Source organism: Streptomyces sp. SudanB5_2050 (assembly GCF_964272335.1).
Classification (GTDB): domain Bacteria; phylum Actinomycetota; class Actinomycetes; order Streptomycetales; family Streptomycetaceae; genus Streptomyces; species Streptomyces rochei.
Window position 1 is genome coordinate 4602970 of the sequence record NZ_OZ186760.1, and the last position, 21629, is coordinate 4624598.

Genomic DNA, 21629 nt, shown 5'->3' on the forward strand with positions numbered 1-21629 from the left:
ACCGGGGCGCGGAGAGGGCGAGAAGAGGGGGTTAAGGCTTCGCCGCCGGGGCGTCGATCTGTTCGCTCCCGGTCGTGTCCTGGGCCGGGACGCCGGAGGCCACGATCCCCTTCTCCCGGTCGGCGCCGTCCTTGGCCGGCGGTACGCCGCCGCCCGCCCGGTCCAGCTGGGCCCGCAGCGTGCGGGCGTTGCGGTGGGCCGTGCGCAGGGCGTCCCAGGTCAGCAGCGAGAGCGCCAGCCAGACCAGGGCGAAGCCGGCCCAGCGCTCGGGCGGCATGGCCTCGCCGAAGTAGAGGATGCCGAGCAGGAACTGGAAGACCGGGGCCAGGTACTGCAGCAGCCCCAGCGTGGACAGCGGCACGCGGATCGCCGCCGCGCCGAAGCAGACCAGGGGGATGGCGGTCACCAGGCCGGTGGCGGCCAGCAGCGCCGAGTGGCCGAGACCCTCGGTGGTGAAGGTCGACTCGCCCTGCGCGCTCAGCCAGAGCACATAGCCGAGCGCGGGCAGGAACTGGATGGCGGTCTCGGCGGCCAGCGACTCGACGCCGCCGAGGTTGACCTTCTTCTTGACCAGGCCGTACGTGGCGAAGGAGAAGGCGAGGCAGAGCGAGATCCACGGCGGCCGGCCGTAGCCGACGGTGAGGACCAGCACGGCCGCGAAGCCCGTTCCGACCGCCGCCCACTGCACGGGCCGCAGCCGCTCCTTGAGCAGCAGTACGCCCATCGCGATGGTGACCAGCGGGTTGATGAAGTACCCGAGCGAGGCTTCGACGACGTGGCCGCTGTTCACGGCCCAGATGTAGACGCCCCAGTTCACGGTGATGACCGCGGCGGCCACGGCGACCAGGGCGAGTCTGCGCGGCTGGCGCAGCAGCTGACCGGCCCAGGCCCAGCGCCGTACGACGAGCAGGGCGACGGCGACGAAGGCGAGCGACCAGACCATCCGGTGGGCGAGGATCTCCCCGGCGCCCGCGGGCTTGAGCAGCGGCCAGAACAGCGGGACCAGGCCCCACATCCCGTACGCGGCGAAGCCGTTCAGCAGACCTATGCGCTGCTCGCTCCTGGACGACCCGGCCACAGGCACCTCCTTCTCACACCTGGCATGCGGGACGGAAGCATGCCAGGACGAAGGTAACGCCGTACCCGGCACCCTGTCATGCCCGTATCGGCATACGGTCATGACAGCCGTCCTCCGCGGTCCTCAGCCGGCGAGTGCCGCGGCGACGGCCTCGGCGAGCGGCGTGGTGGGGCGGCCGGCCAGCCGTGCGAGGTCGCCGGTGGTGACGACCAGCTCGCCCTTCTCGATGGCGGTGTCCACGCCCGCGAGGACGTCGGCCAGCGGGCCGGGCACCCCGGCGCCGGTGAGGATGCCGGTGTACGCCTCCGTCGAGACGGGGGTGTAGACGATCTCCTTGCCGGTCTGCCGGCTCAGCTCGGCGGCGTACTCGGCGAAGCTCCACGCCTCGTCGCCGCCCAGCTCGTACGCCTTGTTCTCGTGGCCCTCACCGGTCAGTACGGCGACGGCGGCGGCCGCGTAGTCGGCGCGGGAGGCGGAGGAGACGCGTCCGTCGCCCGCCGCCTGGACCACGGCGCCGTGCTCCAGGACGGGGGCGAGCTGTTCGGTGTAGTTCTCGTGGTACCAGCCGTTGCGCAGCAGCACGTACGGCACGCCCGAGCCGACCAGCACCTCCTCGGTGGCGCGGTGGTCGTCGGCGAGCGCGGCCGTGAGGCTGCTGGGGGCGCTGGTGTAGGCGAGCAGGGCGGCGCCGGCCTTCTTCGCCGCGTCGATGACGACGGTGTGCTGTCGGACGCGGCCCTTGTCGAACTCGTTCCCGGAGATCAGCAGCACCCGGTCGCCGGGCGCGAACACGCCGTCGAAGGACTCGGGGGCGTTGTAGTCGGCGACCGCGATGCGTACGCCGAGCGCGGCGAGGTCGGCGGCCCGGTCGCGGTCGCGGACGACCGCGGTGACCCGGTCGGCCGGCACCTTCTCCAGCAGCTGCCGCACGACGTGGCGGCCGAGGTGTCCGGTGGCTCCGGTGACGACGATGCTCATGGGTTCAGCACTCCTTGTGGGGGTCGATGCAACTAACCCTAGGACGTGCGCTTTCTATTGGAAAGCGCCCACTTTGGAGTAAGGTACTTACGTCTTGGTAAGTATCCAGGTCGCGAGCGTGAAGCGGTCGTGAAGCGGTCGTGAAACAGGGAGAGGCCCGGGCAGATCGCTGCCCGGGCCTCTCCCTGTGCCGTCGCAATGGCCGGACTCAGCCGACGACCGTCCAGGTGTCGCCGCCGGCGAACAGGGCGGCGAGGTCGCCCTTGCCGTTCTGCTCGACGGCGGTGTCGAGCTGGTCGGACATCAGCGTGTCGTAGACCGGCCGGTCGACGGAGCGCAGCACCCCGATGGGGGTGTGGTGCAGCGTGTCGGGGTCGGCGAGACGGGAGAGCGCGAAGGCGGTGGTGGGGGAGGCGGCGTGGGCGTCGTGGACGAGGACGTCCGCCTCGTTGTCCGCGGTCACGGTGACGATCCTCAGGTCGCCGGTCTGCCGGTCCCGCACGACTCCCTTGGCGCCGTCCGCGCCGAAACGGATCGGCTGCCCGTGCTCGAGGCGGATCACCGCCTCCTCGGCCTGCTGCTTGTCCTTCAGGGCGTCGAAGGCGCCGTCGTTGAAGATGTTGCAGTTCTGGTAGATCTCGATCAGGGCGGTGCCGGGGTGGTCGGCGGCTTGGCGCAGGACCTCGGTGAGGTGCTTGCGGTCCGAGTCGACGGTCCGGGCGACGAAGGACGCCTCGGCTCCCAGGGCGAGGGAGACCGGGTTGAAGGGGGCGTCCAGCGAACCCATCGGCGTCGACTTGGTGATCTTGCCGACCTCGGAGGTGGGGGAGTACTGCCCCTTCGTCAGGCCGTAGATCCGGTTGTTGAAGAGGAGGATCTTCAGGTTGACGTTGCGGCGCAGGGCGTGGATGAGGTGGTTGCCGCCGATGGACAGGGCGTCGCCGTCACCGGTGACGACCCAGACGGACAGGTCCCGGCGGGAGGCGGCGAGCCCGGTGGCGATGGCGGGGGCGCGGCCGTGGATGGAGTGCATCCCGTACGTGTTCATGTAGTACGGGAAGCGGGAGGAGCACCCGATGCCGGAGACGAAGACGATGTTCTCCTTCGCCAGGCCGAGCTGGGGCATGAAGCCCTGCACGGCGGCGAGGATGGCGTAGTCACCGCAGCCGGGGCACCAGCGCACTTCCTGATCGGACTTGAAGTCCTTCATGGACTGCTTGCCCTCGGCCCTCGGGACGAGCTGGAGCAGTGCGTTGGCGTCAGCCATCGATGGCCTCCTTCAGCACGGTGGCGAGCTGTTCCGCCTTGAACGGCATGCCGTTGACCTGGTTGTAGGACTGGGCGTCCACCAGGAACTTCGCCCGGACCAGGGTGGCGAGCTGGCCGAGGTTCATCTCGGGGATCACGACCTTGTCGTACCGCCGCAGCACGTCCCCCAGGTTGTGCGGGAAGGGGTTGAGGTGGCGCAGATGGGCCTGGGCGATCGCGTCCCCGGCCGCGCGCAGCCGGCGCACCGCGGCGGTGATCGGGCCGTAGGTCGAGCCCCAGCCCAGCACCAGGGTCCTCGCGCCGTCGGGGTCGTCGACCTCGAGGTCCGGGACGTCGATGCCGTCGACCTTGGCCTGGCGGGTGCGGACCATGAAGTCGTGGTTGGCCGGGTCGTAGGAGATGTTCCCGGTGCCGTCCTGCTTCTCGATGCCGCCGACGCGGTGCTCAAGGCCGGGGGTGCCGGGCACGGCCCAGGGGCGGGCGAGGGTGTGCGGGTCGCGCTTGTAGGGCCAGAACACCTCGGTGCCGTCGTCCAGGGTGTGGTTGGGTCCCTGGGCGAACTGCACCGTCAGGTCCGGAAGTTCACCGGTCTCCGGGATGCGCCACGGCTCGCTGCCGTTGGCCAGGTAGCCGTCGGAGAGCAGGAAGACCGGGGTGCGGTAGGTGAGCGCGATCCGTGCCGCCTCCAGGGCGGCGTCGAAGCAGTCGGCCGGGGTGCGGGGGGCGACCACGGGGACCGGCGCCTCGCCGTTGCGCCCGTACATCGCCTGCAGCAGGTCCGCCTGCTCGGTCTTGGTCGGCAGGCCGGTGGACGGGCCGCCGCGCTGGATGTCCACGACCAGCAGCGGCAGCTCCAGGGAGACCGCGAGCCCGATCGTCTCGCTCTTGAGCGCCACGCCCGGACCGGAGGTGGTGGTGACGGCGAGCGAACCGCCGAACGCCGCGCCCAGCGCCGCCCCGATCCCGGCGATCTCGTCCTCGGCCTGGAAGGTCCGCACACCGAAGTTCTTGTGGCGGCTCAGCTCGTGCAGGATGTCCGAGGCCGGGGTGATCGGGTACGAGCCGAGGAAGAGCGGCAGGTCGGCCTGGCGGGAGGCGGCGACCAGGCCGTACGACAGGGCCAGGTTCCCGGAGATGTTGCGGTAGGTGCCCGGCGGGAACGCCTTCGCCGCCGGCGCCACCTCGTAGGAGACCGCGAAGTCCTCCGTGGTCTCGCCGAAGTTCCACCCCGCCCGGTAGGCGGCGATGTTCGCGGCGGCGATGTCCGGCTTCTTCGCGAACTTCGACTTCAGGAACTTCTCCGTGCCCTCCGTCGGCCGGTGGTACATCCAGCTCAGCAGCCCGAGCGCGAACATGTTCTTGCTGCGCTCGGCCTCCTTGCGGGTGAGGTCGAACTCCTTGAGGGCCTCGACGGTCAGCGTCGTCAGCGGTACCGGGTGCAGGTGGTAGCCGTCGAGGGAACCGTCCTCCAGGGGGGAGGTGTCGTAGCCGACCTTCTGCATCGCCCGCTTGGTGAACTCGTCCGTGTTGACGATGATCTCCGTGCCGCGGGGCATGTCGCCGATGTTCGCCTTCAGCGCCGCCGGGTTCATCGCCACCAGGACGTTCGGGGCGTCGCCGGGGGTGAGGATGTCGTGGTCGGCGAAGTGCAGCTGGAAGGACGAGACACCCGGCAGCGTGCCGGCGGGCGCCCGGATCTCGGCCGGGAAGTTCGGCAGCGTCGACAGGTCGTTGCCGAACGACGCGGTCTCCGAGGTGAAGCGGTCGCCGGTGAGCTGCATCCCGTCGCCCGAGTCCCCCGCGAACCGGATGATCACCCGGTTCAGCCGGCGGACGTCCTTCGCCCCGGCCGGTTTGCGCTGCTCTCCCACGACGGTTCCGTCGGCCTGCTCCGCTGGGCTGCTGACCTGGCTGGTCACTGAACTGGACCTCCCTCGAGGCGGCTGTCCGGCCGTGGTCTCCCACCGGCCATCCCAGATCAACCCTACGTCCGCAAGGGTTGGCTTCCGGTGGACATTCGCATGATGGACACGACCTCGAGACGGCCGGCCGCCCCGTCGGCCCACGGATTTCCCGCCCCCTTCCGCCTGTGGGGACGCCTGTGGGCCGCGCTCCGGTTTCTCATTCGTTCGGATGAGCGGCGGCCGCCGGACCGTCGGGCCGACGCGCTGTCGGGCCGCGGGTCCGGCGGGGACGGGAGGCACGCGGCCTTCCGGGATGTGACCTTCCGGTGTCAGGAATTGAGATAGGTGAGGACGGCGAGCACCCGCCGGTGGTCCCCGTCGCTGGGGGAGAGCCCCAGCTTCAGGAAGATGTTGCTGACGTGCTTCTCCACGGCCCCGTCGCTCACCACCAGCTGCCTGGCGATCGCCGAGTTCGTCCGGCCCTCGGCCATGAGCCCCAGGACCTCCCGCTCGCGCGGGGTGAGCCCCGCCAGCACGTCCTGCTTGCGGCTGCGCCCGAGCAACTGGGCCACCACCTCGGGGTCCAGGGCCGTGCCGCCCTCGGCCACCCGCACCACCGCGTCCACGAACTCCCGCACCTCGGCCACCCGGTCCTTGAGCAGATAGCCGACGCCCCGGCTGGAGCCGGCCAGCAGCTCCGTCGCGTACCGCTCCTCCACGTACTGGGAGAGCACCAGCACGCCGAGACCGGGGTGCGCCTTGCGCAGTTGCACGGAGGCCCGCACGCCCTCGTCGGTGTGCGTCGGCGGCATCCGCACGTCCGCCACCACCACGTCCGGAAGCTCGCCCTGCGCGTCCAGCTCGGTGATGGTCTTGATCAGTGCCTCACCGTCGCCGACCCCGGCCACGACATCGTGCCCCCGGTCGGTCAGCAACCGGGTCAGCCCCTCTCTGAGCAGCACTGAATCCTCGGCGATGACCACCCGCACCCTGTCCTCCACGATCCTCGGCCCCCCACAGCCCGTCCACCGAGCGGTCCGCGCGGCCCGCGCCGCGTCCACGAACCCGCCCGTGTGACAGGGCCAGCATCCCAGCATCGGAGACCGAATGCGCTCGGGCCGGGGGAAGAGGACGCGAAGCACGGGCCCCCGGCGCGATGTCGCCGGGGGCCCGCTCCGCCGCGACGGGCAGCGTGCGCCTCAGTGGCCCGCCGCCGCCGGCTCGCTCCGCCACGGCAGTTCCGCCGTCACCCGCGTCGGCCCCCCGGCGGGCGAGTCCACCACGAGGATGCCGTCCACGGCGTCGAGCCGCTCCGCCAGCCCGGCCAGACCCGACCCGGCCGACACGTCCGCACCGCCCACGCCGTTGTCCACGACCTGGAGCATCAGCCGGTTCTCCACGCGCCACACCTCCACGGACGCCGACGTGGCCCGCGCGTGCTTGCTGACGTTCTGCAGCAGCTCCGAGACGGTGAAGTAGGCGATGCCCTCGATCGCCGACGCCGGGCGCTCCGCCAGATCGACCTCCACCCGCACCGGCACGGTGCAGCGCGAGGCGACCGAGGAGAGCGCCGCGTCCAGGCCGCGGTCGGTCAGCACCGCGGGGTGGATGCCGCGTGCCAGGTCCCGCAGCTCCTGCAGCGCCGTCTTCACCTCGCCGTGCGCCTCGTCCACCATGATCGCGGCCGCCCGCGGGTCCTCCTTCAGCTTCTCCTTGGCCAGCCCGAGATCCATCGCCAGGTTGACCAGGCGGGCCTGGGCGCCGTCGTGCAGGTCGCGCTCGATGCGCCGCAGATCGGCCGCCGCCGTGTCGACCACGACCCCGCGGTCCGACTCCAGCTCCACCACCCGGGTGGCCAGCCGCGACGGACCCAGCAGCCCGTGCACCATCACCCGGTCCACCGTCGTCAGCGCCCGGACGATCCACGGCGTCGCCAGCGTGAACAACAGGCCGACCAGCGCGGTCATGGTGATCTCGAAGGGGTTGTCCAGATAGACCCGGTGCGTCTCGTCGCCGTAGAGCTGGAGCCCGTCCTGGCCGGCGTACATCGGGAACACCCAGAACCACAGCGGGTACGTCAGCATCGCCCAGCCGAACGCCCAGACGTTCACGGCGACGACGAACGAGAACACCGACCAGGGGAACTGGAGCACCGCGTACAGCAGGCTCCGCCAGGACGCGCCGCTCTTCAGGACGGCCCCCATCCAGCCCATCGCGCCCTGCTTCCTCGCCCGCAGCGGCTCCGGGTCGGACACCCGCAGACCCAGCAGCGCGCGGGCCCGCGCCCGCTCCATGGCGCCGAACCCCCGGCAGCCGGCGAGCGCCGCCGCCAGGACCGGCACGCCGAGGAAGGTCACCAGCAGGCCCGCCCCCAGCGACACCATCGTGACGGCGTAGGTGAACAGGAGGATGCCGACCGGCAGGCCCAGCAGCACATAGCCGAACTCCCGCCAGCTGCGCCCCTCGAACGGCGCCCGCAGCCCCGCCGGCAGCCGGTGGCGGCGCGCGGCGGTGTCCTCGGGGAAGCCGGGCCCGCTCCCGAACCCGTAGCTGTGTCCGTAATCCGTGGCCATCGGTGCCGTCCTTCTCCTCGTCCTACGGCTGTGCTCTCGTAACACCACCCTCCTCGACCGCGCGCCTGCGGGCCATGGAGCCCGTCGGCGTCTGGAGAGGGGGGTTTTCCCCACCCCCTGGGCGGGTGGGGAGCCCCGCGCCCGGGCCGGTCAGCGCCCGGGGGAGGTGCCGGCGGCGTCGGCGGCGGTGCGGTCGCGCCAGGGCAGCTCGGCGGTGATCGCCGTCGGGCCGCCCTCCGGCGAGTCGACGACGAAGAGTCCGTCGACGGCGGCCAGCCGGTCGGCCAGGCCCTTCATCCCCGTACCGCCGTCGAGGCGCGCGCCCCCGCGGCCGTCGTCGCCCACCTGTATGAGCAGCCGGTCGGAGGACCGCCACACCTCCACGGTGGCGGACTTGGCCCGGCTGTGCTTGCTCACGTTCTGCAGCAGCTCGGAGACGGTGAAATAGGCGATGCCCTCGATGGCCGCGGCGGGACGCTCCGCGAGGTCGACGGTCACCTTGACCGGCACGGTGCAGCGCGAGGCGACCGAGGAGAGCGCCGCGTCCAGGCCGCGGTCGGTCAGCACCGCGGGGTGGATGCCGCGTGCCAGGTCCCGCAGCTCCTGGAGGGCCAGCTTCACCTCGCCGTGCGCCTCGTCGACCATGGCCGCCGCCGCGTCCGGGTCCTCCAGCAGCTTCTCCTTGGCCAGGCCCAGTCCCATCGCCAGGTTGACCAGGCGGGCCTGGGCGCCGTCGTGCAGGTCGCGCTCGATGCGCCGCAGATCGGCGGCCGCCGTGTCGACCACGACGCCCCGGTCCGACTCCAGCTCCGCGATCCGCCGCTCCAGCTCGTCCGAGGGGGAGAGCAGGCCGCGCACCATCGCCCGGTCCGCGTTGGCCAGGCCCCGGGCGATGAACGGCAGTACCGGCCACAGCACGAACAGCGACACCAGCGTGACGACGAAGGTCAGGATGCCCCAGGGGAGCCGTATGAAGTCGTACAGGACCGTGCGCCAGCCCACCGGGTCCTTCAGCGCCATCCACAACTGGGCGAAGAAGCCGCCCCGGCCGCGCAACGGCAGCGGACTCGGCTCGTCCACCCGCACCCCGAGCAGCGCCCGGGCCCTGCCCCGCTCCAGCTTGCCCAACTGCCGCGCGCCCATCAGCCCCGCGGCGAGCAGCGGGAACCCGATCACCGTGACCGTGAGCATGGCGCCGGTGAACAGCATCGTGATCACGTAGAGGAAGCCGAGCAGCGACGCCGGGAGATTCGCCAGCAGGTGGGCGATCTCCTTCCAGGTGTGCCGGTCGTAGGCGAAACGGGCCGGCGGCGGACGGTCGCCGGGCGCTGCGCCGGCCTGCCCGCGGGGGCTCGGTGTCGAGAGGCGTTCGGTCATACGAGTCAGCGTGCCGTGCGGCGCGACGCCGCGCCATGAGGTGGACCGCCAGGACGCACTGAGGAAAACCCCACCCCGCGGCCCGCCCGCGTCCCAAGGTGTGACGGGCTGCTTACCGTCTCTTTATCAGGCCCTAGACTCCCGTGCGTACAGATCGTCGAACCGCGGCGCCCACGACCGGGAGCGCGGCCAGCGCAGGGAGCGAGGGACGGACGTGCCGGAACCGACCGCCGGTGCCGTGACCGCCGGTGCCGTGACCGCCGGTGCCGTGAGCGCCGGCGACGTGCCCGTGGGGCCCGCCGCCCACGGCACCGCCCCCACCGCCGCCGACGCGACCGTCGGCCTCGCCGCGGACTACTTCCAGACGTACTCGGTCGTCGGGCTGCTCGCCGTCGTCGGCGTGCTCTTCGTCGCCGTGGCCTTCGGAGCCGGCCGTCTGCTGCGGCCCGTGGTCCCGACCCCCGAGAAGCTGCTGACGTACGAGTGCGGTGTCGACCCGGTCGGCGAGGGCTGGGCCCACACCCAGGTCCGCTACTACGTCTACGCGTTCCTCTACGTCATCTTCGCGGTCGACTCGATCTTCCTCTTCCCCTGGGCGACGGTCTTCGCCGATCCTGGTTACGGAGCGACGACCCTGGTGGAGATGTTCGTCTTCCTCGGCTTCCTCGCCGTGGGCCTGCTCTACGCATACAAGAAGGGCGTCCTGTCGTGGACGTGAACCCCGCCGAAAGCCCCGCGGAGCCGGTGCTGCTCCCCGAGCCCAAGCGGCTCGGCGCCCTCGCACGCCTCGCCCCCGAGCCGATGAAGGTCGTCCTGAACTGGGGCCGGCGGTACTCGCTGTGGGTCTTCAACTTCGGCCTCGCCTGCTGCGCGATCGAGTTCATCGCCGCGTCGATGGCCCGCCACGACTTCATCAGGCTCGGCGTCATCCCCTTCGCGCCCGGCCCGCGCCAGGCCGACCTGATGGTCGTGTCCGGCACGGTCACGGACAAGATGGCGCCGGCCGTCAAGCGCCTCTACGAGCAGATGCCCGAGCCCAAGTACGTCATCTCCTTCGGCGCCTGCTCCAACTGCGGCGGCCCCTACTGGGACTCCTACTCCGTGACGAAGGGCGTCGACCAGATCATCCCCGTCGACGTCTACGTCCCCGGCTGCCCGCCCCGGCCCGAGGCGCTGCTCCAGGGCATCCTGAAGCTTCAGGAGAAGATCGCGCGGGAGTCGCTGGAGGAGCGGTACGGCACGTCGCACCGGCCGTCGGCGGCGGCACTGCAGAGCGGCCTGGTACGTCCGCCGGCGCCTGACGTCCGCCCGGGCACCGGCCCGGGCACCGGCACGGGGGCGGACACGGGCGTGGGTTCGGACCCGGGCGTGGAGTCGAATCCGGGCGTGGATTCGGACCCGGGCGCGGGGGAGGGCCGATGACCGCCGCCGGGTGGCTGCCCGCCGACCCCACCGAGCTCTTCGGTCCGCAGGCCACGGCCGACGAGTCGTACGACGTCCTGACCGTGGACGTACCGCCGGCGTCCTGGATCCCCGCCCTGGAGACCGCGCGGGACCGGCTGGGCTGCACCTACTTCGACTGGCTGAGCGCGGTCGACGAACCGGGCACGGGCTTCCGCGTCGCCGCGCACGTCGTGGCGCTGGGACCCGTGCGCCGGCTGCTGCTGCGCACCACGGTCCCGCACGAGTCCCCGGTGCTGCCCACCGCCGTCGCGGTCTACGCGGGCGCGGCCTGGCACGAGCGCGAGACCCACGAGATGTTCGGCGTCGCCTTCGAGAACCACCCGGCGCTGGACCACCTGCTCCTGCCGGAGGGCTTCGAGGGCCACCCGCTGCGGAAGGACTTCGTCCTCGCCGCGCGCGTCGCCAAGGCCTGGCCCGGCGCGAAGGAGCCGGGCGAGTCCGAGCACGGCGGTCCCCGGCGCCGCCAGATGCTGCCGCCCGGCGTCCCCGACCCCAACGAGTGGGGCCCGCTCAAGGGCCAGCTGCCGCCCGCCCCGGCCCGTCCGGCGCGCGGAGCGGGACGCCCGGCGGGGGAGCGCCCGACCCGCACGGCCGGCGACCGCCCGGTCCGCCGCTCCCGTACGGCGGCGGAGGGCTCCGCCAGTCAGGCCGCCGCGGCGCCGGGCACGCCCCGGCGGGCGCGCAGCGCGAGCCAGGGCTCCGCGTCCCAGCGGACGGGGGCCGCGGAAGCCGCGCCCACCGCCGGGACGGACACCGGTGCGGGGAGCGGCCGAGCGGCCGCCGCCCCGAACGCCCCGGCGCGGCGCGCACGCACCGCCGGTGAGGGCTCGGCGTCGCAGCGCGCCGCCTCCGGCACCCCCGCGCCCGACACGGGTACGCGGGCCCCCGGCCCCGAGGGACCCGCCGACCGCGACACGGGCACGTCCGCGAGCGCCGGGACAACGGCGCCGAAGCCGGCGGCCCCGGCCGCACCGCGCAGCCCGGACGCCCCGTGGCACCACGCCCGCCCCGCCTTCGACGACACCGAGCCGGAGCGGCGCGACGACGGCACGGAACGAGGCCCGGACACACCCTCGGAGACGCCGACGACGAAGGACACGCAGGACACAGAGAGCCCGGAGACCACGGACACCGCGGCGTCCACGGAGACCGCGGCGTCCACCGAGACCACCGAGACCGCGGCGTCCACGGAGACCACGGAGGCCGCCGAGGACCACGACAACCGGCAGAACCGCCCGGACCCCCAAGGAGGCGAGCAGTGAACGACGCGCTCGACGTCACCCTGCGCCTCCTGATCGTCTTCGTCGTCTTCCTCGCCTTTCCGCTGATCGTCGGTCAGACCGAGCACAAGGTGATGGCCCACATGCAGGGCCGTCTCGGCCCGATGTACGCCGGTGGCTTCCACGGCTGGGCCCAGCTCGTCGCCGACGGCGTGAAGTTCGCGCAGAAGGAGGACGTGGTCCCGGCCGACGCGGACCGCCGGATCTTCCAGCTCGCCCCCGCCGTGGCCCTGCTGCCGTACCTGCTGGTCCTCCTGGCCGTCCCGGTCGGCCCCGGAGAGGGCGCGGTCGGCCAGGTGGTCGACGCGGGGATCTTCTTCGTCCTCGCCGTCATGGGCGTGGGCGTCCTCGGCTCGCTCATGGCCGGCTGGGCCTCCGCCAACAAGTTCTCCCTCCTCGGCGGCCTGCGCACCGCCGCACAGCTCCTCGCCTACGAGCTGCCGATGCTGCTCACCGCCGCCTCGGTGGCCATGGCGGCCGGCACCGTCTCGCTCGTCGGCATCCTCGACGCCTTCGAGTGGTGGTGGCTGCCCTGGCAGATCGTGGGCGCGATCGTCTTCTTCGTCGCCGGTCTCGCCGAACTCCAGCGTCCCCCGTTCGACATGCCGGTCGCCGACTCGGAGATCATCTTCGGCGCCTACACCGAGTACACCGGCCTGCGCTTCGCGCTGTTCCTCCTCGCGGAGTACGCCGGCATCGTCGTGCTGTGCGGCCTGACCACCGTCCTGTTCCTGGGCGGCTGGCACGGCCCCTGGGGCGCCGACGGCCTCGGCTGGGTGTGGACCCTGCTGAAGACGGCCGTCCTCGCCTTCGTGGTGATCTGGCTGCGGGTGACCTACCCGCGCCTGCGCGAGGACCAGCTCCAGAAACTCTCCTGGACCCTCCTCGTCCCCCTCTCCCTCGCCCAGATCGCCCTCACCGGCATCGTCAAGGTGGTGATCCAGTAACCATGCCCCCCATCCCCGGCTCGGGTCTGGCCAAGGGCCTGGCCGTCACCCTGCGCACGATGACCAAGAAGACCGTCACCGAGCAGTACCCCGACGTCCAGCCCGAACTCCCGCCCCGCACCCGAGGCGTGATCGGCCTGTTCGAGGAGAACTGCACGGTCTGCATGCTGTGCGCCCGCGAGTGCCCGGACTGGTGCATCTACATCGACTCCCACAAGGAGACGGTCCCGGCGGCCGCCCCCGGCGGGCGCGAGCGCAGCCGCAACGTCCTCGACCGCTTCGCCATCGACTTCTCGCTGTGCATGTACTGCGGCATCTGCATCGAGGTCTGTCCTTTCGACGCCCTGTTCTGGTCCCCGGAGTTCGAGTACTCCGAGACCGACATCCGCGACCTCACCCACGAGCGCGACAAGCTCCGCGAGTGGATGTGGACGGTGCCGGCCCCGCCCGCCCTGGACCCCGGGGCGGAGGAGCCGAAGGAACTCGCCGCCGCCCGCAAGACCGCCGACAAGCTGGCCGCCCAGCGGGAGGCCGCAGAGCAGGAGGCCGCAGAGCGGGAGGCCGGAGAGCGGGAAGCCGCCCCGCGGGACGCGGCCCGCCCCGAGCAGGAGGGCCGGGAATGACCCTCGCAGCGACCGCCGGGCACCTCGCCGCGGGCCCGACGCCCCTGGCCGCCGCAACGCACGGCTTCCTCTCCCCGACCGGCGTGGAGATCGCCTTCGTCCTCGTCGGCCTGGTCACCCTGGGCGCCGCCGTCGTCACCGTCACCACCCGCCAGCTGGTCCACGCCGCCCTCTGGCTCGTGGTGGCCCTCGGGGGCCTCGCCGTCGAATACCTCCTCCTCACCGCCGAGTTCATCGCCTGGGTGCAGGTCCTCATCTACGTCGGCGCCGTCGTCGTCCTCCTCCTGTTCGGCCTGATGCTCACCAGAGCCCCCATCGGCCGCTCCCCTGACGCCGACTCCGGCAACCGCTGGGCCGCCCTCACGGTGGCCGTGGCCGCCGCCGCGTCCCTCGTGTGGGTCGTCGTCGACGCCTTCCGCACCACCTGGATCGACCTGGACGGCCCGGCGGCGGGCTCCACCGCCGTCACCGGGGCGAGCCTGTTCCAGAACTGGGTCCTCCCCTTCGAGGCCCTCTCGGTCCTCCTCCTCGCCGCCCTGGTCGGCGCCATCGTCCTCTCCCGCAGGGCGAAGGCGGACCGCGCGACCGACACCGGCCGGCCCACCACCCCGAACGGCTCCGACAAGGGCGGTGTCCGCTGATGCACCTCGCCTATCCCGCCGTTCTCTCCGTCCTCCTCTTCTGCACGGGCCTGTACGGCGTCCTCGCCCGCCGCAACGCGATCCTGGTCCTGATGTCGGTCGAGCTGATGCTCAACGCCGTCAATCTCAACCTGGTCGCCTTCGACGTCTGGCTCAGCAAGGCGGCCGAGGAGACCCTGCACTCCGGGCAGGCCCTGACCCTGTTCACCATCGCCATCGCGGCCGCCGAGATCGGCATCGGCCTGGCGATCGTGCTCGCCGTCCACCGCAACCGCGGCACCTCGGACATCGACAAGCTCCGCGACACCGCCGAGGGCCCCGACGAAGACGGCCCCGACGACGACGGACCCGGCACCGGTACTCCCGCGGCCGGGCCGGCCGCCGAGAAGGCTGAGGCCACCGCGTGACCACGACCACCCTCGCCGTACTCGTCCCCGTCCTCCCGTTCCTCGGGGCAGCCGCCGGTCTCCTGCTGGGCCGCGCCGCGCCCGGCTTCGTCCGGCCCCTCGCCGTACTGCCGACCCTGGCGTCCCTCGTCCTCGCCGTACTCGTGGCGGCCCGCCAGGGCGGCGGCCGTGCCGTGGACGCCGTCACCGAGCTGACCCCCACCGGATCGGTCCCCGTCGAACTCGCCCTGCACATCGACGGCTTCGCCGCCCTGGTCGCCGTCCTGGTCGGCTCCGTCGCCACCTGCGTGCAGATCTACTCGACGGGCTACCTGCGCGACGACCCGCGCTACCCCTCGTACGCCGCTCTCGTCTCCCTGTTCACCTCCGCCATGTTCCTCGTCGTCTACTCGGGCGACCTCATGGTGCTGCTGGTCGGCTGGGAGATCATGGGCATCTGCTCGTACTTCCTGGTCGGCCACTACTGGGAGACCCCGCAGGCCCGCGCCGCCTCCCTCAAAGCCTTCCTGGTGACCAAGCTCGGTGACGTCCCCTTCCTGATCGGTCTGCTGGCGCTGGCCACCGAGGCCGGCTCCTTCCGCATCATCAAGATCCTCGGCGCGGTCGCGAGCGGCTCGCTCGACCACCCGACGCTGATCGCGCTGCTGCTCCTGGCCGGTGTGGCGGGCAAGTCGGCGCAGTTCCCGCTGCACACCTGGCTCCCCGACGCGATGGCGGGCCCGACACCCGTCTCCGCGCTCATCCACGCCGCGACGATGGTCGCCGCCGGCGTCTACTTCGTCGCCCGGCTCCTCCCGCTCTTCCAGACCTCGCACGCCGCGATGGTCGTCCTCGCCGTGATGGCGGCCGTCACGATGGTCGGCTCGGCGCTCGCCGCGCTCGCCCAGGACGACATCAAGCGCGTCCTCGCCTACTCGACCATCGGTCAGCTCGGCTACATGACCGGCGCCCTCGCCGTCGGCGACCGCGGTGCCGCCGTCTTCCACCTCCTCACCCACGGCGCCTTCAAGGCCCTGCTGTTCCTCGCCGCCGGCGTGATCATCCACGCCGCCGGCACCAACTCGCTGGCCGCCATGTCCCGCATGCGGGGCCTGCGCGACCGCGTCCCGGACGCCTACTGGACGATGACCGTGGCGCTGCTCGCCCTCGCCGCGATCCCGCCCTTCAGCGGCTTCTTCTCCAAGGAGTCCGTCCTCGTCGCCGCTGAACACGCCGCCACCGGCCACACCGGGCAGGCGCCCGGCGCCGCGGGCTGGACCGTCCTCCTGGCCGGCCTGGTCACGGCCCTGCTCACCGCCGCCTACGCGACGCGCCTGTGGCTCCTGGCCTTCCGCGGACGGGGCGCCGAAGCCCCCGACCACGGCCGGCAGCCCGTGGCCATGAACGCCGTGCTCTGGGTCCTCGCGATCCCGTCACTCGCCCTCGGCGGGCTCGCCTTCCGCCTCCTGCCCGACTGGTTCGACGGCCACGACCTCACGCCGACCCTCACCACCTCCGTGCTCGGCACGGGCGTGGCCCTGGTCGGCGGCATCGTCACCTACGCCGCCTGGCGCCACACCACGTCGCTCGCCGCCCGCCCGCCGCTCGGCGCGGTCGCGGCCCACCCGGAGGGCGACGCCGCGCTAGTGGAGGCCGAGGCCATCGCCAGTCATGAACCGGCCTACGGAGACATCGCCCACGCCCCCGACCCGTCCGACCCCGGCCGGCTCCTGCTGGGCCCGCTGCACCGGCACGCGGCCGTCGGCTTCCACCTGGACGCGGTGTACACGACCCTCTTCGTCCGCCCGGTCCAGGCCGGCGCGCGTCTCGTGCGGTTCCTCGACCGGGAGGTCGTCGACACCTACGTCCGCGGGGCGGGAGCCCTGCCGCGGGTCCTGGGAACCGCCGTACGCCGGGCCCAGACCGGCAATGTGCAGACCTATGTGAGCGCGCTGCTCGCCGGCACCGTCGTCCTCGCGGTCGCCGCCGTCCTCGTCGCCACGGGAGCGTGAGCAGGCGTGATCGATATCAACGAGTCCGTGATGCAGTTCCTTCTGGCGTTGGTCGTCGTCGGCCCGCTCATCGGTGCCGCCGCCGCTCTCCTGCCCGCCCCTCCGGGGCTGAAGGGGAAGTCACCCGACCAGGCCGTCCTGCGGCACGGCGTCACCGTCACCGGTGCCGTCCTCGTCGCCGCGATCGTCCTCGTGCTCGGCTTCGACCACGACCACCCGTCGAGGATGCAGGCCGGCACGGACATCAGCTGGATCCCCGCACTCGACGTGCGCATCCACCTCGGCATCGACGGCATCTCCCTCCCCCTGCTGGTCCTGACCGCGCTGCTGACCTTCCTCTGCGCGCTCTACTCGTACTTCAACATGCCGTCGGGCCCGTCCCCGAAGGCTTTCGTCGCGCTGCTGCTCGTCCTCGAGTCCGGCACCCTCGCGACCTTCGCCGTCCTCGACCTGATCCTGTTCTTCCTCGCCTTCGAGATGGTCCTGATCCCGATGTACTTCCTCATCGCCCGCTGGGGCGGCGAGGGACGGGCCGGGGCGGCCTGGAAATTCATCCTCTACACCCTCCTCGGCTCCGTCGTCATGCTGCTCGGCCTGCTCCTGGTCGGACTCAGCGCGGGCACGTTCGACATGGTGGCACTCGCCACTGACAACGGCCGGTCGCTCACCGCGTCCGTGCAGGTCATCGCCGTATTGGCGATCGGGATCGGGCTCGCGGTCAAGACCCCGATGTGGCCGCTGCACAGCTGGCTGCCCGACGCCCACACAGCCGCCCCGACCGTCGGCTCGGTCCTGCTGGCCGGCGTCCTGCTGAAGATGGGCACATACGGGTTCGTGCGCATCCTCCTCCCCGTCGCACCGGAGGGCTTCCGCACCTTCGCGCCCTACCTCGCCGCCTTCGCCGTCGTCGGCATCGTCTACGGCTCCCTCGCCTGCCTGGCCCTCGCCAAGAAGGGAGCGAGGGGCGACCTCAAGCGCCTCATCGCCTACTCCTCCGTCGGCCACATGGGCTTCGTCCTGCTGGGCATCGCCACCATGACCCCGACCGGCGTCAACGGCGCCCTGTTCGCCAACATCGCCCACGGCCTCATCACCGGCCTGCTCTTCTTCGTCGTAGGCGCACTCAAGGACCGCACCGGCACCACCGACCTCGACACCCTGGCCGAGGAGACCGGCGCGGCCCTGTACGGCAAGGCGCCCCGCCTCGGCGGCCTCCTCGCCTTCGCCGCGGTCGCCTCCCTCGGCCTGCCCGGCCTGGCCGGCTTCTGGGGCGAGATGCTGGCCCTGTTCGGCGCCTTCGACCCGCACGAGGACCTCAGCCGCCCCGCCTTCCTCACCTTCATGGCGATCGCCGCGTTCGGCACGCTGCTGACCGCCGCGTACATGCTGATCGTGGTCCGCCGCGTCTGCATGGGCGCCGTACCGCGCGAGGCCCCGAAGCTCACCGACGTACGCACCTACGAGTTCGCCGCCTGGACGCCGCTCGTCGCCCTCACCGTCGTCGCCGGACTCTGGCCCAGGACCCTCCTCGGGCTGACCGACCCGGCCGTGCAGCAGCTCCTCTCAGGAGGCACCCGATGAGCACCCCGGCCCAGCCCCTCGCCGAGGCCCTGTCGCAGCCCCTGGCCCAGAACCTCGTCCAGTCCGTCGACTGGCTCGCCATCGCGCCGCCGACCGTCACGGCGGTCGTCGGACTCGTCGTCCTCGTCACCGACCTGTTCGTCCCGGACGCCCGCAAGTCCCTGCTCGGCTGGATCTCGGTCGCCGGACTCGCCGCCGCCGCGCTCACGCTGCTGCCCCTGGTGAACGACGACCGCTCGACGTTCTGCCTGACCGGCGACGCCGACGTGTGCAGCTACACCGCCGACACCTTCACCCTCGCCCTCCAGTTCCTGGTCCTCGGCGGCGCCCTGGTGACCGCCCTGCTCTCGGTCACCGCCGTCAAGGACGCCGACCGCGGACTCCCCGAGGGCGAGTTCTGGTTCCTGCTGCTCTCCTCCGCGGCCGGCGCCGCGCTGCTGCCCGCCTCCCGCGACCTCGCCACCCTGATCGTCGCCCTGGAGGTCGCCTCCCTGCCCGCCTTCGCCCTCGTGGGCCTGCGCCAGGGCGACCGACGGTCCTCCGAAGCGGCCCTGAAGTTCTTCCTGTCCTCGGTCACCGCGACCGCGGTCAGCCTCATGGGCATCAGCTTCGTCTACGCCTCCACCGGCACCCTCTACCTCACCCAGGTGGCCGAACGCGTCCAGGACGTCGACGGGCAGCTCGCCACGCTCGCCCAGACCGGCGTCGTCCTCACCCTCGTCGGCTTCGCCTTCAAGACGGCCGCCGTGCCCTTCCACTTCTGGGTGCCCGACACCTATGTGGGCGCGCCCCTGCCGATCGCCGCCTACCTGTCCGTGATCGGCAAGGCGGTCGGCTTCTCCGGCCTGATCCTCGTCACCGTCATCGCCCTCCCGTCCTACGCCGACGTCTGGGGTCCCGCCCTCGCGGTCCTGGCCGCCCTCACCATGACCGTCGGCAACGTCGGCGCCCTGCGCCAGCGGGCGACGCGCGCGTACAGCGCGGTACGGCTGCTCGCCTGGTCGTCCGTCGGGCAGGCCGGCTACCTCCTGGTGCCGATCGCCGCCGCCGCGTACTCCGACGACCCGGAACGCTCGATCGGCTCCACCGTCGCCTACGCCCTCATGTACGCCGCCGTGAACCTCGGCGCTTTCGCGGTGGCCGCCCTGGTGGGCCGTACCCGGGCCCGCAACCGCGTCGCCGACTACCGCGGCCTGTACGCCTCCAACCCGCTCACCGCGCTGCTCCTGGCCTTCTTCCTGCTCTGTCTGGCCGGGCTGCCGCCGGGCGTCATCGGCCTCTTCGCCAAGGTCACGGTCTTCTCCGCGGCCGTGGACGCCGGGCTCGGCTGGCTGGCCGTCGTCATGGCGGCCAACGTCGTGATCGCGCTCGTCTACTACCTCCAGTGGACGGCCCTGCTGTTCCGGGCGCCCGAGGAGGCGGCCGCGACCGCCCGGCACCGCGCCCCGGCGCCCCTCACCGCCGCGATCGGCGTGACCGCAGTCCTCGCCGTCGCCGTTTCGGGCGCCCCGCAGCTGATCCTGCGCTTCGCCGCCACCGGTCTCTTCTGAGCCGCCGCGTCCCCGGCACGCCCGCGCACCGCCCGCCGCGCCCGTCACCCGTACGGACCACACGCGCCGCCGTGGGCGCCGGGGAACTGGGCGCCCTCGCCTGGCGTTGACCAGTACGGAAGGGTCCACTGGTCGTGATGCCACGGCACCGGTGGCTTCGGAGACCAGGAAGCAACCACAGCGAGCGACACCAGCAAGCAAAGGGTTCCCCTGCTGCACCACTTGGAGGGCGTACCGTGCACCGCCGGCACAACGGGCTCAGGACCGCGATCCTCCTCGGGGGACTGTCCGCGCTCATCATCGTCATCGGCAGTTTCTTCGGCCGAGCGGGGCTCGTCGTCGCCGTCCTCGTCGCGCTCGGGACGAACGCGTACGCGTACTGGAACAGCGACAAGCTCGCCCTGCGCGCGATGCGCGCCCGCCCGGTCAGCGAGTTCGAGGCCCCGGCGCTGTACCGCATGGTGCGCGAGCTTTCCACCCAGGCCCGCCAGCCCATGCCCCGCCTGTACATCTCGCCGACGGAGGCGCCGAACGCCTTCGCGACCGGCCGCAACCCGCGCAACGCGGCCGTCTGCTGCACCGAGGGCATCCTGCGCCTGCTCGACGAGCGGGAGCTGCGCGGCGTCATCGGCCACGAGCTGAGCCACGTCTACAACCGCGACATCCTGATCTCGTCCGTCGCCGGCGCCCTCGCCTCCGTGATCATGTTCCTGGTCAACTTCGCCTGGCTCATCCCGATCGGCCGCTCCAACGACGATGACGGACCCGGTCTGCTGGGCATGCTCCTCATCATGCTCCTCGGACCGCTCGCCGCCACCGTCATCCAACTGGCGATCAGCCGCTCCCGGGAGTACGAGGCCGACGCCTCCGGGGCCCAGCTCACCGGAGACCCGATCGCCCTCGCCGGAGCCCTGCGCAAGCTCGAACACGGCACCAAGCAGCTCCCGCTGCCTCCGGAGCCCCGGATCGAGACCGCGAGCCACATGATGATCGCGAACCCGTTCCGTCCCGGGCAGGGCCTCTCGAAGATGTTCTCCACCCATCCACCGATGGCGGAGCGCATCGCCCGACTCGAAAAGATGGCAGGTCGTCAGCAGTGAAGACCATTCTGAACGTCATTTGGCTCGTGCTCAGCGGCTTCTGGCTGTTCCTCGGCTACGTCGTCGCGGGCGCGCTGCTCTGCGTCACGATCATCGGCATCCCGTTCGGCATAGCCGCCTTCCGCATCGGCGTGTACGCCCTGTGGCCCTTCGGGTACACGGCGGTCGAGCGGCGGGACGCGGGAGCCCCCTCCTGCATCGGCAACGTCCTGTGGCTGATCCTCGCCGGCTGGTGGCTCGCCATCGGCCACATCGTCACCGGCCTCGCGCTGTGCGTGACGATCATCGGCATCCCGCTCGGCATCGCCAACTTCAAGCTGATCCCGGTCTCCCTGCTCCCGATGGGGCGCGAGATCGTACGGACGGACCAGCCGTTCACCGCCACCGCCGGCACCCAGCGGACCGGCTGGTAGGAGCCGCCGCCGCGCAACCGCCGGACGGCTCGGCGGCGTCTTCTCGATCAAGACGTCAGGAACACGCGCGGAGGAAAGAGCCCACAGCACCGGGACGGCGCGGACACAGCGAGAAGGGGCAGGGTCGGGTCATGACCGTCATCAGCTGGATCATCCTGGGACTGCTGGCCGGGGCCGTCGCCAAGTTCCTGCTGCCGGGCCGCGACCCGGGAGGGCTCGTCGGCACGACCCTGATCGGCATCGCGGGCGCCTTCATCGGCGGCTGGATATCGGCCCGCTGGCTGGACCACCCGATCAGCAAGGACTTCTACGACGGGGCCACCTGGGCGGCCGCCATCGGCGGTTCCCTGGTCCTCTTGATCGGCTACCGGCTCCTCTTCGGCCACTCGCGCGACTGACGAGGGCCCGGGCGCCCCCGACGACGACCGGAGCCACGGAGCCACGGCACACGGA

20 protein-coding genes are annotated in these 21629 nt (G+C 72.0%); 13 read left to right on the forward strand and 7 right to left on the reverse strand.

What is annotated here, in order from left to right:
- Positions 1–31: 31 nt before the first annotated feature.
- The 7 genes from rarD to ACFZP7_RS20580 form a co-directional block, all read right to left on the reverse strand.
- The gene (rarD, locus tag ACFZP7_RS20550) at positions 32–1078 is read right to left on the reverse strand and encodes an EamA family transporter RarD (protein WP_031020938.1); all 1047 of its coding nucleotides are present in this window, start codon (positions 1076–1078) and stop codon (positions 32–34) included.
- Between the two features lie 123 nt (positions 1079–1201).
- Complete coding sequence (locus ACFZP7_RS20555) at positions 1202–2056, reverse strand: SDR family oxidoreductase (protein ID WP_385635150.1); 855 nt, start codon at positions 2054–2056, stop codon at positions 1202–1204.
- Positions 2057–2264: 208 nt separating this feature from the next.
- Positions 2265–3323 carry a 2-oxoacid:ferredoxin oxidoreductase subunit beta gene (locus tag ACFZP7_RS20560; RefSeq protein ID WP_019328384.1) on the reverse strand — a complete coding sequence of 353 codons (1059 nt, stop codon included), beginning with the start codon at positions 3321–3323 and terminating at the stop codon, positions 2265–2267.
- Complete coding sequence (locus ACFZP7_RS20565) at positions 3316–5244, reverse strand: 2-oxoacid:acceptor oxidoreductase subunit alpha (protein WP_086877455.1); 1929 nt, start codon at positions 5242–5244, stop codon at positions 3316–3318. Before ACFZP7_RS20565 ends, ACFZP7_RS20560 begins: the two co-directional genes overlap by 8 nt.
- A gap of 314 nt (positions 5245–5558) precedes the next feature.
- Entirely contained in the window at positions 5559–6218 is a 660-nt protein-coding gene (locus tag ACFZP7_RS20570) for a response regulator transcription factor (protein ID WP_281403198.1), read from the reverse strand.
- Positions 6219–6428: 210 nt separating this feature from the next.
- A complete protein-coding gene (locus tag ACFZP7_RS20575; RefSeq protein WP_385635153.1) occupies positions 6429–7802 on the reverse strand; it encodes a sensor histidine kinase in 1374 nt (457 codons plus the stop codon).
- A 150-nt stretch (positions 7803–7952) separates the two neighbouring features.
- Positions 7953–9179, reverse strand: a complete 1227-nt coding sequence (locus tag ACFZP7_RS20580) for a sensor domain-containing protein (protein ID WP_031020932.1) — start codon at positions 9177–9179, stop codon at positions 7953–7955.
- Positions 9180–9468: 289 nt separating this feature from the next.
- On the opposite strand from ACFZP7_RS20580, the gene ACFZP7_RS20585 reads away from it, so the two are divergent.
- From ACFZP7_RS20585 to ACFZP7_RS20645, 13 genes are all read left to right on the forward strand, one after another.
- Positions 9469–9897, forward strand: a complete 429-nt coding sequence (locus ACFZP7_RS20585) for an NADH-quinone oxidoreductase subunit A (protein ID WP_029393960.1) — start codon at positions 9469–9471, stop codon at positions 9895–9897.
- Complete coding sequence (locus tag ACFZP7_RS20590; protein WP_385635155.1) at positions 9888–10601, forward strand: NADH-quinone oxidoreductase subunit B; 714 nt, start codon at positions 9888–9890, stop codon at positions 10599–10601. The genes ACFZP7_RS20585 and ACFZP7_RS20590 overlap by 10 nt, the downstream gene beginning before the upstream one ends.
- Positions 10598–11905: an NADH-quinone oxidoreductase subunit C gene (locus ACFZP7_RS20595; protein WP_385635157.1), complete on the forward strand. Its 1308-nt coding sequence runs from the start codon at positions 10598–10600 to the stop codon at positions 11903–11905. The genes ACFZP7_RS20590 and ACFZP7_RS20595 overlap by 4 nt, the downstream gene beginning before the upstream one ends.
- Positions 11902–12870: a complex I subunit 1 family protein gene (locus ACFZP7_RS20600; RefSeq protein ID WP_019328376.1), complete on the forward strand. Its 969-nt coding sequence runs from the start codon at positions 11902–11904 to the stop codon at positions 12868–12870. Before ACFZP7_RS20595 ends, ACFZP7_RS20600 begins: the two co-directional genes overlap by 4 nt.
- 2 nt (positions 12871–12872) lie before the next feature.
- Positions 12873–13493: a NuoI/complex I 23 kDa subunit family protein gene (locus ACFZP7_RS20605; RefSeq protein ID WP_385635160.1), complete on the forward strand. Its 621-nt coding sequence runs from the start codon at positions 12873–12875 to the stop codon at positions 13491–13493.
- The gene (locus ACFZP7_RS20610; protein ID WP_031020925.1) at positions 13490–14134 is read left to right on the forward strand and encodes an NADH-quinone oxidoreductase subunit J; all 645 of its coding nucleotides are present in this window, start codon (positions 13490–13492) and stop codon (positions 14132–14134) included. Before ACFZP7_RS20605 ends, ACFZP7_RS20610 begins: the two co-directional genes overlap by 4 nt.
- Entirely contained in the window at positions 14134–14541 is a 408-nt protein-coding gene (gene nuoK / locus ACFZP7_RS20615) for an NADH-quinone oxidoreductase subunit NuoK (RefSeq protein WP_127441203.1), read from the forward strand. Before ACFZP7_RS20610 ends, nuoK begins: the two co-directional genes overlap by 1 nt.
- A complete protein-coding gene (locus ACFZP7_RS20620) occupies positions 14538–16532 on the forward strand; it encodes an NADH-quinone oxidoreductase subunit L (RefSeq protein ID WP_385635163.1) in 1995 nt (664 codons plus the stop codon). The genes nuoK and ACFZP7_RS20620 overlap by 4 nt, the downstream gene beginning before the upstream one ends.
- 6 nt (positions 16533–16538) lie before the next feature.
- On the forward strand, positions 16539–18113 hold the full coding sequence (locus ACFZP7_RS20625) for a NuoM family protein (RefSeq protein WP_385635165.1): 1575 nt from the start codon (positions 16539–16541) through the stop codon (positions 18111–18113).
- Positions 18110–19663, forward strand: a complete 1554-nt coding sequence (locus ACFZP7_RS20630; protein WP_385635167.1) for an NADH-quinone oxidoreductase subunit N — start codon at positions 18110–18112, stop codon at positions 19661–19663. The genes ACFZP7_RS20625 and ACFZP7_RS20630 overlap by 4 nt, the downstream gene beginning before the upstream one ends.
- Positions 19664–19899: 236 nt before the next feature.
- Positions 19900–20763: a zinc metalloprotease HtpX gene (htpX, locus tag ACFZP7_RS20635; protein WP_030977206.1), complete on the forward strand. Its 864-nt coding sequence runs from the start codon at positions 19900–19902 to the stop codon at positions 20761–20763.
- Positions 20760–21176 carry a YccF domain-containing protein gene (locus ACFZP7_RS20640; RefSeq protein WP_086877438.1) on the forward strand — a complete coding sequence of 139 codons (417 nt, stop codon included), beginning with the start codon at positions 20760–20762 and terminating at the stop codon, positions 21174–21176. Before htpX ends, ACFZP7_RS20640 begins: the two co-directional genes overlap by 4 nt.
- A gap of 131 nt (positions 21177–21307) precedes the next feature.
- On the forward strand, positions 21308–21574 hold the full coding sequence (locus tag ACFZP7_RS20645) for a GlsB/YeaQ/YmgE family stress response membrane protein (RefSeq protein ID WP_019328367.1): 267 nt from the start codon (positions 21308–21310) through the stop codon (positions 21572–21574).
- The last annotated feature ends 55 nt before the right edge of the window (positions 21575–21629 follow it).